Source organism: Streptomyces sp. NPDC017202 (assembly GCF_044331705.1).
Taxonomy (GTDB): domain Bacteria; phylum Actinomycetota; class Actinomycetes; order Streptomycetales; family Streptomycetaceae; genus Streptomyces.
Genome location: NZ_JBIRNP010000027.1, coordinates 39133 through 51911, shown reverse-complemented (window position 1 = coordinate 51911; position 12779 = coordinate 39133). Strand labels below are relative to the sequence as shown.

Genomic DNA, 12779 nt, shown 5'->3' with positions numbered 1-12779 from the left:
CTCCCGGGATACCCGTCAAGATTCCATTCGGACGGCGGTACGCGTGAATCATCCCGATTCGGAGTGGGGTGCGCCCCGATGACCTCAGGATATGCGGGCGCAGCGGTCGGCTTATTTCCGTCGGCTTTTTTCACGAGATCCCGAGTTCGTGAATCGGCCCTTTGCCTCATGCCCCGTGAATGTGCCTCCGGTCACCTCCGGCGACTCCGGTCAGAGTAGCGGGTGTGATGCCGGGTAGGTGACGTTATCGATCGACGGGGTTGGGCATCATCCCACCTGACCCCGGCACACCGGCGGCCGGATCCTCGGACCGCCCACGCGAGGAGGGACGCCCGATGGGGGAGAAGGTCGTGGCGGGCGGGTTCGACCTGTCCGATCGCCAGCGCTACCGAGACAAGCTCCGCCAGTGCCTGTCGGTGCTGGAGCGACTGCTGGCCCAGCAGCGCTTCGACCGCCCCAAGAATCTCATGGGGCTGGAGATCGAACTGAATCTCGCCGGCGCGGACGGGCTGCCGAAAATGCTGAACGGGGAAGTGCTGGAGCGGATCGCCAGCCGAGACTTCCAAACGGAACTCGCCATGTTCAATCTGGAAGTGAACATAGCTCCACACCGCCTGGGCGGCCGGGTATTCGACCGGCTCGCGGAGGAACTCCGTACGTCACTGGCATATGCCCACCGAAAGGCCGGGGAGGTCGACGCGGGAATCGTGATGATCGGTATTCTCCCGACTCTCGACCGTGACGACCTGGTCTCCTCCAACCTTTCCGACGTCGACCGCTACGCTCTCCTCAACGACCAGATCGTGGCCGCCCGCGGCGAGGACTTCACCCTCGACATCGACGGCGTCGAGCATCTGTCCTGCACCTCGAAGTCGATCGTCCCCGAGGCCGCCTGCACGTCCGTGCAGCTGCACCTCCAGGTCACGCCGGGCCGCTTCGCCGACGTGTGGAACGCCGCGCAGGCCGTCGCCGCGGCCCAGATCGCCATCGGCGCCAACTCGCCGTTCCTCTTCGGCCACGAACTGTGGCGCGAGTCCCGGCCGCCGCTGTTCCAGCAGGCCACCGACACCCGGCCGCCGGAACTGCAGGCCCAGGGAGTGCGCCCGCGGACCTGGTTCGGCGAACGCTGGATCAGCTCCGCGTACGAGCTGTTCGAGGAGAACCTGCGCTACTACCCCGCCCTGCTGCCCATCTGCGACGACGAGGACCCGGCGCAGGTCCTGGCGGCGGGCGGCACCCCCAAGCTCGCCGAGCTGGTCCTGCACAACGGCACCGTGTACCGCTGGAACCGCCCCGTCTACGACGTCGCCGACGGCGTTCCGCACCTGCGCGTCGAGAACCGCGTCCTGCCCGCCGGCCCGACCGTCACCGACGTCGTCGCCAACGCGGCCTTCTACTACGGCGTGGTCCGGGCCCTGGCCGAGGAGTCACGACCGGTGTGGACCCGGATGCCCTTCGAGACCGCCGCCGAGAACTTCGACGCGGCCTGCCGCCACGGCATCGACGCCCGGCTGCGCTGGCCCCGGCGCGGCCGGCTCGGCGGCGTCGCGGAGATCGACGCGGTGAGCCTCGTACGCGACGAGCTGCTGCCGCTGGCCGAGGCCGGACTGGACGCGTGGGGAGTGGAACCGGCCGACCGCGACCTCTACCTGGGAGTCATCGAGGAGCGGTGCCGGCTGCGGACCAACGGCGCGAGCTGGCAGGTGGCGACCTTCCGTGCCGCGCTGGAGGCGGGGCTGCCGAGGGACGCGGCCCTGGCGGCGACGACCCGGCGGTACGCGGAGCTGAGCCGTCGGGGAGAGCCCGCGCACACCTGGCCGGTGGGACTGCCGGAGCCCGTCCCCGCGGGGTGACGGTCCCGGGGTGTCGCGGTTCCGCGCGGCCCCGGGCGGACGGGCCGTGGGCGCGGGTCGCCGCGGCCCGGGGCCGCCGCCGGTCGCACCGTGGGGATCGGGCAAGCTGTGACGTCCGATGGTGGTGCGGCAGGTGTGAAGGTGGAGGCCCCGCAGGTGGCTGATTCTTTTCCGCAGGAGCGGTTCTCCCGGCGGATCCTCCGGGACGAGACGCTGCTCGTGCTGGGCGTCTCGCTGGGCGCGAGCGGGGTGTCCGCCCTGATCAGTTTCGTCGGATCGGTCACGAAGCCGGGCGGCCTCAAGGACCAGGCGGCCACTCTCAACGCCTCGGCCGCGCCGGGCCGTCCCTGGCTCGACCTCGCCTGGCAGCTGTTCGGGATCGCCAGTGCGCTCGTCCCCGTCGCGCTCGTCGCACACCTGCTGCTGCGCGAGGGGCAGGGCCTGCGCACCCTCGGCTTCGACCGCACCCGCCCCTGGTCCGACCTCGGCCGCGGCGCCGCGATCGCCGCGGTCATCGGCAGCTCCGGCATCGCCTTCTACCTCGCCGCCCGCGGCCTCGGCTTCAACCTCACGGTGGTTCCCGAGGCCCTGCCCGACGTGTGGTGGAAGTACCCGGTGCTGATCCTGTCGGCGCTGCAGAACGCGATCCTCGAAGAGGTCGTCGTGGTCGGCTATCTGCTGCGCCGCCTCGGACAGCTGGGATGGACACCGGTCGGGGCGCTGGCGGCCAGTTCCGTGCTGCGCGGCTCGTACCACCTCTACCAGGGCATCGGCGGGTTCGTCGGCAACATGGTGATGGGCGTGGTGTTCGTGTACCTCTACCGGCGTTGGGGCCGGGTGGGGCCCCTGGTCGTCGCGCACTCCCTGCTCGACATCGGCGCCTTCGTCGGATACGCGCTGCTGGCGGGCAAGGTCGACTGGCTGCCCACGGCATGAGCGCGGGCCCTGCGTCCCCTGGCCGGAGGGTCCTGGGCGAGCAGGTCTAGGGCCTCTCGTTGGGATCGTGCCGGGCTCGCGGGCCCTGGCACCGGACCTCGCCGCGTTGTCGTCGGTCGCCAGGGCTCCGCCCTGACTCCCTCCTCCGCCTTGCGATGCTCCCCCACTGCCCGAAAGCCGTGGGAGGTGCCCCCAGCACCGGACCCCGCTCCCTGATCCGGCCTGATCCGGCCTGATCCGAACGAAAGACCCTAGGCGAGCAGGTCGCCGTCGATGACGGTGACCGCGCGGCCCCTGAGCAGGGTGCGCGGGCCGCGCAGTCCGGTGCGGACGTGACCGGAGCGCGGTGAGGCCTGCAGACCGGTCAGTTCGGCACGGCCGAGGCGCTCCGACCAGAAGGGGGCCAGGGCCGTGTGGGCACTGCCGGTGACCGGGTCCTCGTCGATGCCCACGTTGGGGAAGAAGCAGCGGGAGACGAAGTCGTGGCCCAGTCCGGGGCGTTCGGCACGGGCGGTGGCGATGACGCCGCGCGCGGAGTGGGCGCGCAGGGCCCGGTGATCGGGGCGCAGGGCGCGGACGGTGTGCTCGTCGGCGAGTTCGACCAGCAGGTCGCCCACGTCCGGGCCGGTGTCGAAGGCCGTGAGCGGTTCGGCGCCCAGGGCCTCGGCGACCCCCTCCGGGACCTCCACGCGGGTGAGAGGGGCGGTCGGGAAGTCCAGGGTGATCGAACCGTCCTCGGCGGGCGTCGCCACGAGCAACCCGCTGCGGGTCGCGAACCGCACCGGTCCCGTGTGGGTGCCCGTGCTGTGCAGGACGTGGGCGGTGGCCAGCGTGGCGTGACCGCACATCGCCACCTCGGTGACGGGGGTGAACCAGCGCAGCGCCCAGTCGGCCTCGCCGCCCGCGGGCAGCGGGTGCGCGAAGGCCGTCTCGGCGTGGTTGACCTCGAGGGCCACGTTCTGGAGCCGGTCGTCGCCGGGGAAGGCGTCGAGGAGCAGGACCCCGGCGGGGTTCCCGGCGAAGGGACGGTCGGTGAAGGCGTCGACGATACGAATCCGCATGCGGCGACGGTAGGCGCCGCGAGCGTCGGCGGGCCAAGGCCAATCGGCGAGTGCTGGACCGGTCGGGGAACCGGCCGCGCCCGCCCGGACGTTGATCGCGGTGGGGCGGACGGCCCCGGCAGCCACGACGACCGGCGGAAGGACACTGCCCTGAACGGCACCACGGCAAGGAGCGGCGAGGGCCCCCTCGTGCTGACGGGGGCGACCGGCTTCATCGGGTCCCATGTGCTCGGCGCGCTGCTGGACCGGGGAACCCGGGTGCGTGCCCTGGTCCGCACGGTTCCCGGCGACGAGGGGGAGGCCGGGGCCGTCGAGTGGGTGCGCGGCGATCTGACCGACGCGGACGCCGTGCGTGGTCTGTGCGAGGGGGCGCGGACGGTCGTCCACCTGGCCTCGTACGTCGGCGCGGACGAGCGGCTGTGCGAGGCGGTCAACGTCGTTGGCACCCGGGCGCTGATGGCGGAGGCCCGGCGGGCCGGCGCCCGCCGCGTGGTGCACCTGTCGACGGCCGCGGTGTACGGCGCCGGCCCGCACCGCGGTATCGCTGTGGACGAGACACCGGCCGAGCCGGTCTCCGCCGTGAGCCGGACCCGGCTGGCGGGGGAGGCGCCCGCCCGGGAGGCCGGCGCCGTCGTCCTGCGGCCGGGGCTCGTGCTCGGGGCCGGGGACCGGTGGGTGGTGCCGGGCCTGCGGGAACTGGTCGATCGGGTGCCGGCCGAGTGGGACGGCGGCCGTGCCCTGCTGTCGGTGATCGACGTCGGCGACCTCGCCCGCCTGATCGCCGCGGTCGCCGTCGGCCCCCACCCGGTTCCGCCCGGCGTGTACCACGCGGGCCACCCCGACCCCGTGCGCGTCGGCGACCTGCTGGCCGCGCTCGCGCGGTACGGCGTGCTGCCGCCCCGGCCCGACGCCGACTGGCCGTGGGCCACCTGCCTGGAGCGCCTGCGGGCCACCCCCGGCCGGGCCTCGGAACGCCAGTTCGCCCTGGTCGGCCGCGACCACTGGTACCGCGCCGACGAGATCTGGGAACTGACGGCCGAGCCACCTGGCCCCGGCCCGCTGAGTCGCATCCCGGACGCGGCCGAGTGGTACCGGGAGCGGCTGGGGCGGGGCGCCTGAGGCACCGCGGGGCACGGACCGGGGGCCCGGGACATGGCCCGCGGGCCGGTACGGAGGGTCCGTCCCGCGCACCCCGGGGAGCTCTCGGCGGGTCGTCCCGGCCGAGGCCCGTCCGCGGACGGCGCGTCCCGTGCGCGCCGTCCGCGGACGATGGCGTACGGCACGGGGTGCTGACCCGATGGTGGGGAGGCTCTCCACCGCGCGGACTCACCGGCACGCTGGGATGCTGGGGGGAGCGTTGCCCAAGGCCTGACGAGAAGCGGCGGTGAACGCCGTGCCGGGCTCGAGGAGGGTGATGCGGGTCGGTCCCGTGTCACATCCGCCGTAGCGCGTGACGGAATTGGCCCCGACCGCCCTGCCCCCGGTCCTGTGGCCTCCGCCTCCTTCCCGGGCCGCTGACCATCCACGACATCCGAATCGAGGCGACGGTATGAGCGCGACGCACTCTTCGCACACCGGGACCGCAAAGCAGCAGTGGGCCGAGGGACTGACGGTCTTCGCCGCCGTGACGCTCATGCTCGCGGGGATCCTGGACATCTTCCGCGGCATCATGGGCATCGCCGAGGACGACGTCTTCGTCACGACCCGCAGCTACGTCTTCAAGTTCGACCTGACCGGCTGGGGCTGGATCCACCTGGCGCTCGGCGTGGTGGCCGTGCTCGTCAGCATGGGGCTCTTCCGGGGGTCGATGTGGGCACGCGTCTCCGGCGTGGCCATCGCGGGACTCATCATCATCGCCAACTTCCTGTCGCTGCCGTACTACCCGGTCTGGTCCGTCGTGATGATCGCCTTCTCCGGGTTCGTCATCTGGGCTCTGTGCATGCCGCGGTCGGACACTGCCTCGCTGCGCTAGCGATCCGCCCGCGCGCGGGCACGACGGCCGCCCGCGCGCGTCCGAACGGCCAGGAAGGCGGCGCGCGATGTGCCGATGGCTCGCCTACTCGGGTACGCCCGTCCTGCTCGAGACGATCCTCTACAAGCCGACGCACTCACTGATCGACCAGAGCCTGCACTCCCGGATGGGCGTCGAGACGACCAACGGCGACGGCTTCGGAGTGGGCTGGTACGGGCCGGACCTGAGCACCCCCGCGGTCGTCCGCGACATCGGACCGGCCTGGAGCAACCGCAATCTGCGGGAGATCGCGGGCCACGTCCGCTCCTCCCTCTTCTTCGCCCACATCCGCGCCTCCACGGGGTCCGCGGTGCAGCAGACCAACTGCCATCCGTTCCGCCACGGCCGCTGGATGTGGATGCACAACGGCGCGATCGCCGAGTTCCACCGGATGCGGCGGGACCTGGCGCTGGCCGTCGACCCGGCGCTGTTCCTCGACATGGAGGGCTCCACGGACTCCGAGATGATGTTCTACCTGGCGCTCACCCTCGGCCTGGAGCAGGACCCGCCGAGCGCCGTCGCGCGGATGGCGGGCCTGGTGGAGCGGACCGGCCACGAGCACGGGGTGGAGTTCCCGCTGCAGATGACGGTGGCCGTGACGGACGGGGAGCGGCTGTGGGCGTTCCGCTACTCCAGCCAGAAGGCCTCGCGCTCGTTGTTCTACAGCACCCGGGTGGACACCCTGCGTGCCCTCCACCCCGATGTGGAGTTCCTGCAAGAGGTCTCCGACACCACACGCCTCATCGTGTCCGAGCCCCTCGGTGACCTCCCCGGCGCCTGGAACGCGGTCCCCGAGGGCACGGGCGGCGTGGTGCAGCCCGACGGCGACGAGATGTTCTCCTTCACACCGCTGGAGCCGGCCCTGGCCTGATCCCGTGGGACGGGACGGGGGCCCGTCCCACGGGATCAGGCGCACCGAAGCCCTGCCGTGCCGGACGTTGTCGTGCCGGACGTTGTCGTGCGGGCCTTGTCATGCGAACTGTTCCGATATATCGTTGACGCATCGCGATCGATCAACGAACGAATGAATGGAGTGATGGCGATGCGTACCCACGGATACGAGCGTGGACATGGGCAGGACGGCTTCTCCCGACGTGGCCGGGGCGGCCGGGATGGCTTCGACGGGCGCCGGGCGGCCTTCGGGCCCTTCGGTCCGGGTGGTCCGGGATTCGGTCCCGGCGGCCCCGGCGGTCCCGGTGGTGGCTTCGGGCCGGGACCCTGGGGCGGCCGGGGCCGCGGCGGACCCAGGGGGAGGGCGCGGCGCGGCGACGTGCGGGCCTCGATCCTGGCGCTGCTGAAGGACCGGCCCATGCACGGCTACGAGATGATCCAGGAGATCGCCGAGCGCAGCGGCGGCGCGTGGAAGCCGAGCCCCGGCTCGGTGTACCCCACCCTCCAGCTGCTGGAGGACGAGGGTCTGATCAGCAGTGCGTCGGAGGGCGGCAAGAAGTTGTTCTCGCTCACCGACGCTGGCCGTACGGCGGCCGAGGAGGGGCCCGAGGCCCCCTGGGAGGAAGCCTCCCGCGGGGTCGACTGGGAGGCCCTCGGGGAGATCCGGCAGGCCGGGTTCGGTCTGATGGAGGCCTTCGGGCAGGTCTGGAAGACCGGCAGCAAGGAACAGCGCGAGAAGGCGCTCACGGTCGTCAACGACGCCCGCAAGAAGCTGTACCTGATCCTTGCCGACGAGGACTGACGGCCGTTCCGCACGAGAACGAAGGCGCCTGGCGGAGGACTCCGCGGGGCGCCTTCGCTCTCTCCGCCGGGAGGCCCGCCGTCAAAGACGTCGGTGGAGGCCACCGGGTGGCACCCGTTCCCCGTGTCCCTGTGAGGCGGGACGACGTGCGCCGCCGGTGCGAAAACGGCCTGATCTCCTCCGTGAGGAGGAGATCGCGGCGTCCGCCGTCGGCTCTGCGTGGGACGCGAAGATGGTTCCCTCCGTGGATGTCCCGGCCGGCCGGGGCTGATGGGATGGAGGACGTGCAACCCCGTATCCCCCGGCAGCCGGTCCGCGACCACGCGTTCCGGGCCATGGAAGACGACGCCGGGCTCAGTGTCGAGCTGGCGGCGGCGGTCGGGGGCGCGCGCCGGCGTGCCGTCCGGGACGGCGACCGGCAGATCGACACCGCGCACCTGCTGCACTCCCTCCTGGAGAGCGACCCCGAGGTGCGCGCCGCCTTCGGCGGGGGTCCCCGGCTCGCCCGTCTCTTCGGCTACCTCGTCCAGCGCAGCATCGGCTACGGCCTGCGCTGGCAGGGCGGCGTCGAGGACTCCGGCGCCCTGTCCGTCGGCACGGCCGTCGAGGGCTTCTCTCCCCTCGCCTCCGCGGCGCTGTGGCACGCGCGGGTCCGTGCCGCCGGGCGCTCCGGACTTCGCGCCCCCGACGCCGGCCTGCCCTCCTGCGCGCGCGGCACCGCCCGCGGTGTCGACCTGCTCGCCGCGATCCTCGCCGACCCGCAGGCCCGTGCCGTCGAGGTGCTGGGCCGGGCCGGCATCGAGCCACTGGCCGTGTGTGCCCGGATCGACGGCGGCCTCGACGAGTACGCCGTCGACGGCGACGTGCCCTGACCGGGCTCCTTCCCCGTCCAACGACTGAGACAGGTGTCAACCAGGGTGACGGTCATGTCGTGGCCTGTCATCATGTGCCGGTGCGTACGTCTGTGAGCAGTCAGGTCAGTCGCGGAAAGGGCATCGGGCTCTCTCTCGCGGTCGGGTCGGCCATCGCCTTCGGCGGATCAGGAGTGGCGGCGAAACCGCTGATCGAGGCGGGACTCGACCCGCTGCACGTGGTGTGGCTGCGCGTGACGGGCGCGGCCCTGGTCATGCTGCCCCTGGCGGTGCGCCACCGCGCACTGGCGCGCCGCCGTCCCGCGCTGCTCGCCGGGTTCGGGCTGCTCGGCGTGGCCGGCGTCCAGGCGTTCTACTTCGCCTCCCTCTCCCGCATCCCCGTCGGCGTCGCCCTGCTCGTCGAGTACCTGGCGCCCGCCCTCGTGCTCGGCTGGGTACGGTTCGTGCAGCGGCGGCCGGTGACGCGGGCCGCCGCGCTCGGCGTGGTCCTCGCGGTGGGCGGGCTCGCCTGTGTCGTCGAGATCTGGTCGGGGCTCGGCTTCGACGCCCTCGGTCTGGCCCTGGCGCTGGCCGCCGCCTGCTGCCAGGTCGGCTACTTCGTCCTCTCCGACCAGGGCGGCGACTCCGGCGACGACGCCCCCGACCCGCTCGGCGTGATCGCCTACGGCCTCCTCGTCGGCGCCGTCGTCCTGACGGCGGTGGCCCGCCCGTGGGGCATGGACTGGTCGGTGCTCGCGGGCACCGCCGCCCTGGACGGCACCGAGGTCCCGGCCTGGCTGCTGCTCGGCTGGATCGTCCTGATCGCCACGGTCGTCGCGTACGTCACCGGCGTGGTCTCCGTGCGCCGGCTCTCCCCGCAGGTGGCGGGTGTCGTGGCCTGCCTGGAGGCGGTCATCGCCACCGTGCTGGCCTGGGTCCTGCTCGGCGAGCACCTCTCGGCACCGCAGATCGTCGGGGGCACGGTCGTCCTGCTCGGCGCGTTCATCGCCCAGTCGTCCGCTCCCGCCAAGGGCTCCCCGGACCCGGTGGCCGCCGGCGGCCCGGAGCGGGAGCTGTCCGCCCGCGGGACGGCGACCTGACAGGGGCCCGGGAGGGCCGGGCGGGCGCCGGGCGGGCTGTGCGGCCCCAGCACACTGCCCGATCCGGCCGGTGCGCCGGGAGAGCCGGCCCGGACGCGGCCCCGCCGCCCCGCGGTCACGTCCCGGGGCCGCGACGCAGCAGGTGCTCGCGTGCCGCCGCGTCCCCCGGACCGCCGCGCGCCGCGAGGCCCGCCGCGATGCGCTCCCGGGTCTCGGCCGGGCGGTGGTTCGCGTACTTGAACTTGGCCCGTACGCCCGTCACCTCCAGCCGGATCCCGCGGATCCCGGGGAGCAGGCGGCCGTACGGCACCTCGCCCACCGCGACCCGCGCGGAGCCGCCCTCCGGCTGGAAGTGGCCCATCTGCCGGTTCAGCAGGTCTGCCTTGGCCTCGGGGTCGTCGACCGGGTGGGCCGTGCAGCGCAGCTGGACGGCCGTGTAGAAACTCGTCGGGGTGCCGTGCTCGGCCGGTCCCTCCGGCGGCGCCTGCCAGGGGCCGGGAACGTACGCGTAGTCGTCGACCACGCTGAGCACGACCTCGGGGTCGGCCTCCAGCGCCGCCCACAGGGGGTTCGGCCGGGCGAGGTGGGTGACGGCCTCGCCGCGGTCGGCGTCGTAGGCGAAGTGCAGGGGCTGGACCCACGGGGGGTCGCCCGGAAGGCCGTTGACGGCGAGCTGGCCGAAGTCGCGCCCGGCCAGCCACCGCTGCCACTCGGCGTCGTCGCGGGGTGCGTCCCAGGGGTGGATCAGCATCACAGGGCCCCGAGGTAGGCGGGGAGTCCGGTGCCGGGCGCCAGGTCGGCCTCCGGGACCGGGGTGCCGTAGCCCTTGCGGAGGGGGACCACGCCGGCCCAGTGCGGGAGGGCGAGGTCCTCGGGCTCGTCGTTCACGCCGCCGGTGCGGGTCTTGGCCGAGACCTCGTTCAGGTCGATGCGGATGACCGCGGTGGCGGCCAGTTCCTTCTTGTTCGCGGGCCGGGAGTCGGCGGCACGGCCGGGGACGACGTGGTTCACCAGGGCGTCCAGGGCCATGAGCTTCTCCTCGCGGTCGGTCACGTCGTGGGCGAGGCCGTGCACGACGACGGAGCGGTAGTTGACCGAGTGGTGGAAGGCCGAGCGGGCCAGGACCAGTCCGTCGACATGCGTCACCGTCAGGCACACCGGCAGGCCCGGGTCGGCCTGTCCCGTCATCCGCAGCGGGCGCGAGCCCGTCGACCCGTGCACGTAGAGCGTCTCGCCGACCCGGCCGTAGAGCGTGGGCAGCACCACCGGCGCGCCGTCGCGGACGAAGCCCAGGTGGCAGACGTAACCCTCGTCGAGTATCGCGTGCACCAGGTCCTTGTCGTAGGAGGCCCTCTCGGCGGACCGGGTGGGGACCGTGCGGTCGCTCGGGGCGTAGGCGGCGGGTGGCGTCGTCGACGGTGCGGTCCCCTGCGGCTGCGTGGTCCCCTGCATGGCGTCCTCCATTGCACTAGTGCATAATCGTGTTTGTGCTAGGAGAGTATCCGATCAAAGGGCGGCGCGCAGCCGACATCTCCGCGAGCGTCGAGCGTGCGGTGGGCGCCGGTGAGCTGGAACCGGGGCGACTTCTGCCCCCGATGCGGGAGTTGGCCGAGCGGCTCGGGGTGAACCCGAACACCGTCGCGGCCGCCTACCGCACCCTGCGCGAGCGCGGGGTGATCGAGACCGACGGCCGGCGGGGCAGCAGGGTGCGGTCCAAGCCCGCCACGACCGGCCGCGAGTTCATCCGGGTCGACGTGCCGGAGGGGGTGCGGGACGCGTCGGAGGGCAATCCGGACCCCGGGCTGCTGCCGCCGCTCGGGCCGGCGTTCGCCTGGGCCGCCGACCGGGGCGACCGGGAACCGGTCCTCTACGGAGACGAGCCGGTCGAGCCCGAACTGGCGCGGCTGGCCCGCGCCGAGCTGGACGCCGACGGCGTCCCGGCCGGGCCGGTGGCCGTCACCTCCGGCTCGCTCGACGCCATCGAGCGGGTGCTCGCCGCGCACATCAGGCCCGGCGACACGGTGGCCGTCGAGGACCCCGGCTGGGGTTCGCTCCTCGACCTCGTCCCGGCACTCGGCCTGCGCACGGTCCCGGTCGGCGTCGACGACGACGGACCGCTCCCGGAGGACGTCGACCGTGCCCTGGAGGCCGGCGCGCGCGCCCTGATCGTGACCGACCGGGCACAGAACCCGACCGGCGCCACGCTCGGCGCCGTACGCGCGCGTACCCTGCGGGCCGTGCTGCGCAGGCATCCGGGCACCCTGCTCATCGAGGACGACCACGGGCACCGGATCGTCGACCTGCCCCTGCACCCCCTCGCGGGCGTCACCCGGCACTGGGCCCTCGTCCGCTCCGTCGCCAAGGCCTACGGCCCCGATCTGCGGCTCGCCGTCCTCACCGGTGACGAGGTCACCCTCGACCGGGTCCGCGGGCGCCAGCGGCTCGGGCCCGGCTGGGTCAGCAGGATCACTCAGCGGGCCGTCGTGCGGCTGTGGACCGACGGCGCGGTGGACACCGCGGCGGTCGCGGGGGCGTACGGCAGGCGCCGGGACGCGCTGATCGGCGCGCTGGCCGAGCGGGGGGTCGCGGCGCGGGGCCGCAGCGGGATGAACGTGTGGATCCCGGTCCCCGACGAGACCGGGGCGGTGGCGCGGCTGCTGCACGCGGGGTGGGCGGTCGCGCCCGGCGCGCGGTTCCGGCTCGCGGCTCCGCCCGGCATCCGGATCACCGTGTCGACGCTGGAGGAGGGGGAGGTGGAGGCGCTGGCGGACGCGGTGGCCTCAGCGGTACGGGTGGGGAGCGGGCGGGGGGTCGTCTAGGGCCTCTCGTTGGGATCAGGCCGGGCTGGAGCCGGGGCCCGGTCCAGCGGGGAGCAGGCCGTCGAAGTGGTGGGCGAGGGCGAGGTCCACGCAGCCCTCGATGCCGGTGCCACCCTTGTCGACACCGCTGACAGCTACCACTGCCACGCCGACGGGGCGGGCCACGACGAGCTGCTGATCACCCGCGCCCTGGCCCACTGTGGCGGCGACACCTCCCCTGTCCTGGTGGCTGCCCAGGGCGGCCGCGGCCGCCCTGACGACGGCAGCTGAACCGTCACCGCCGCCCCCGCCCACCTCGAGCAAGCCGCTGAGGCCTCCGCCGAGCGCCTGGGCGTCGACGCGATCTGCCTGTACCAGCACCAAGTCCCCGTCCCCGTCGACCAGGGTCCAGCACGCCACCACGGCTTCCGGCGACCACTCCTGCCGCGCGCCCCGCCCCTTCGCGGTCGGCCACT

General features: G+C 73.5%; 13 protein-coding genes. 10 read left to right on the top strand and 3 right to left on the bottom strand.

What is annotated here, in order from left to right; translation table 11 throughout:
* Positions 1 to 335 precede the first annotated feature (335 nt).
* Positions 336 to 1853, top strand: coding sequence for a glutamate--cysteine ligase (locus ACH4N1_RS32095; RefSeq protein ID WP_398103290.1), 1518 nt, complete (start codon positions 336 to 338; stop codon positions 1851 to 1853).
* Between the two features lie 135 nt (positions 1854 to 1988).
* Complete coding sequence (locus tag ACH4N1_RS32090; protein WP_398103286.1) at positions 1989 to 2789, top strand: CPBP family intramembrane glutamic endopeptidase; 801 nt, start codon at positions 1989 to 1991, stop codon at positions 2787 to 2789.
* 251 nt (positions 2790 to 3040) lie between these two features.
* Here ACH4N1_RS32090 and ACH4N1_RS32085 read toward each other — a convergent pair whose 3' ends face one another.
* Positions 3041 to 3850 (bottom strand): PhzF family phenazine biosynthesis protein, encoded by an 810-nt coding sequence (locus tag ACH4N1_RS32085; RefSeq protein ID WP_398103283.1) that lies wholly within the window; start codon positions 3848 to 3850, stop codon positions 3041 to 3043.
* 189 nt (positions 3851 to 4039) lie between these two features.
* On the opposite strand from ACH4N1_RS32085, the gene ACH4N1_RS32080 reads away from it, so the two are divergent.
* The 6 genes from ACH4N1_RS32080 to ACH4N1_RS32055 all read left to right on the top strand — a co-directional run bounded on the left by ACH4N1_RS32080 (position 4040) and on the right by ACH4N1_RS32055 (position 9505).
* The gene (locus tag ACH4N1_RS32080) at positions 4040 to 4969 is read left to right on the top strand and encodes an NAD-dependent epimerase/dehydratase family protein (protein WP_398103280.1); all 930 of its coding nucleotides are present in this window, start codon (positions 4040 to 4042) and stop codon (positions 4967 to 4969) included.
* Between the two features lie 430 nt (positions 4970 to 5399).
* Entirely contained in the window at positions 5400 to 5822 is a 423-nt protein-coding gene (locus tag ACH4N1_RS32075; protein ID WP_398103278.1) for a hypothetical protein, read from the top strand.
* A gap of 67 nt (positions 5823 to 5889) precedes the next feature.
* Entirely contained in the window at positions 5890 to 6732 is an 843-nt protein-coding gene (locus ACH4N1_RS32070; RefSeq protein WP_398103275.1) for a class II glutamine amidotransferase, read from the top strand.
* A 171-nt stretch (positions 6733 to 6903) separates the two neighbouring features.
* Positions 6904 to 7554 (top strand): PadR family transcriptional regulator, encoded by a 651-nt coding sequence (locus tag ACH4N1_RS32065; RefSeq protein WP_398103272.1) that lies wholly within the window; start codon positions 6904 to 6906, stop codon positions 7552 to 7554.
* A gap of 275 nt (positions 7555 to 7829) precedes the next feature.
* A complete protein-coding gene (locus ACH4N1_RS32060; RefSeq protein WP_398103270.1) occupies positions 7830 to 8426 on the top strand; it encodes a Clp protease N-terminal domain-containing protein in 597 nt (198 codons plus the stop codon).
* A gap of 74 nt (positions 8427 to 8500) precedes the next feature.
* Positions 8501 to 9505: an EamA family transporter gene (locus ACH4N1_RS32055; protein WP_398103346.1), complete on the top strand. Its 1005-nt coding sequence runs from the start codon at positions 8501 to 8503 to the stop codon at positions 9503 to 9505.
* A gap of 115 nt (positions 9506 to 9620) precedes the next feature.
* On the opposite strand, the gene ACH4N1_RS32050 is transcribed toward ACH4N1_RS32055, so the two are convergent.
* Positions 9621 to 10256 (bottom strand): FMN-binding negative transcriptional regulator, encoded by a 636-nt coding sequence (locus ACH4N1_RS32050; RefSeq protein ID WP_398103268.1) that lies wholly within the window; start codon positions 10254 to 10256, stop codon positions 9621 to 9623.
* Positions 10256 to 10957, bottom strand: coding sequence for a pyridoxamine 5'-phosphate oxidase family protein (locus ACH4N1_RS32045; protein ID WP_398103265.1), 702 nt, complete (start codon positions 10955 to 10957; stop codon positions 10256 to 10258). Before ACH4N1_RS32045 ends, ACH4N1_RS32050 begins: the two co-directional genes overlap by 1 nt.
* 35 nt (positions 10958 to 10992) lie before the next feature.
* Between ACH4N1_RS32045 and ACH4N1_RS32040 the strand changes: the two genes are divergently transcribed.
* Together ACH4N1_RS32040 and ACH4N1_RS32035 are read left to right on the top strand one after the other, a co-directional pair.
* Positions 10993 to 12324, top strand: coding sequence for an aminotransferase class I/II-fold pyridoxal phosphate-dependent enzyme (locus ACH4N1_RS32040; protein ID WP_398103262.1), 1332 nt, complete (start codon positions 10993 to 10995; stop codon positions 12322 to 12324).
* A 66-nt stretch (positions 12325 to 12390) separates the two neighbouring features.
* Positions 12391 to 12594 carry a hypothetical protein gene (locus ACH4N1_RS32035; RefSeq protein ID WP_398103345.1) on the top strand — a complete coding sequence of 68 codons (204 nt, stop codon included), beginning with the start codon at positions 12391 to 12393 and terminating at the stop codon, positions 12592 to 12594.
* Positions 12595 to 12779 lie beyond the last annotated feature (185 nt).

What these genes read in the sequence shown, in the direction of transcription:
- ACH4N1_RS32045 (WP_398103265.1), bottom strand. Translation starts at nt 10,957, where the DNA reads ATGCAGGGGACCACGCAGCCGCAGGGGACCGCACCGTCGACGACGCCA.
- ACH4N1_RS32050 (WP_398103268.1), bottom strand. Translation starts at nt 10,256, where the DNA reads ATGCTGATCCACCCCTGGGACGCACCCCGCGACGACGCCGAGTGGCAG.
- ACH4N1_RS32085 (WP_398103283.1), bottom strand. Translation starts at nt 3,850, where the DNA reads ATGCGGATTCGTATCGTCGACGCCTTCACCGACCGTCCCTTCGCCGGG.
- ACH4N1_RS32095 (WP_398103290.1), top strand. Translation starts at nt 336, where the DNA reads ATGGGGGAGAAGGTCGTGGCGGGCGGGTTCGACCTGTCCGATCGCCAG.
- ACH4N1_RS32065 (WP_398103272.1), top strand. Translation starts at nt 6,904, where the DNA reads ATGCGTACCCACGGATACGAGCGTGGACATGGGCAGGACGGCTTCTCC.
- ACH4N1_RS32060 (WP_398103270.1), top strand. Translation starts at nt 7,830, where the DNA reads ATGGAGGACGTGCAACCCCGTATCCCCCGGCAGCCGGTCCGCGACCAC.
- ACH4N1_RS32075 (WP_398103278.1), top strand. Translation starts at nt 5,400, where the DNA reads ATGAGCGCGACGCACTCTTCGCACACCGGGACCGCAAAGCAGCAGTGG.
- ACH4N1_RS32070 (WP_398103275.1), top strand. Translation starts at nt 5,890, where the DNA reads ATGTGCCGATGGCTCGCCTACTCGGGTACGCCCGTCCTGCTCGAGACG.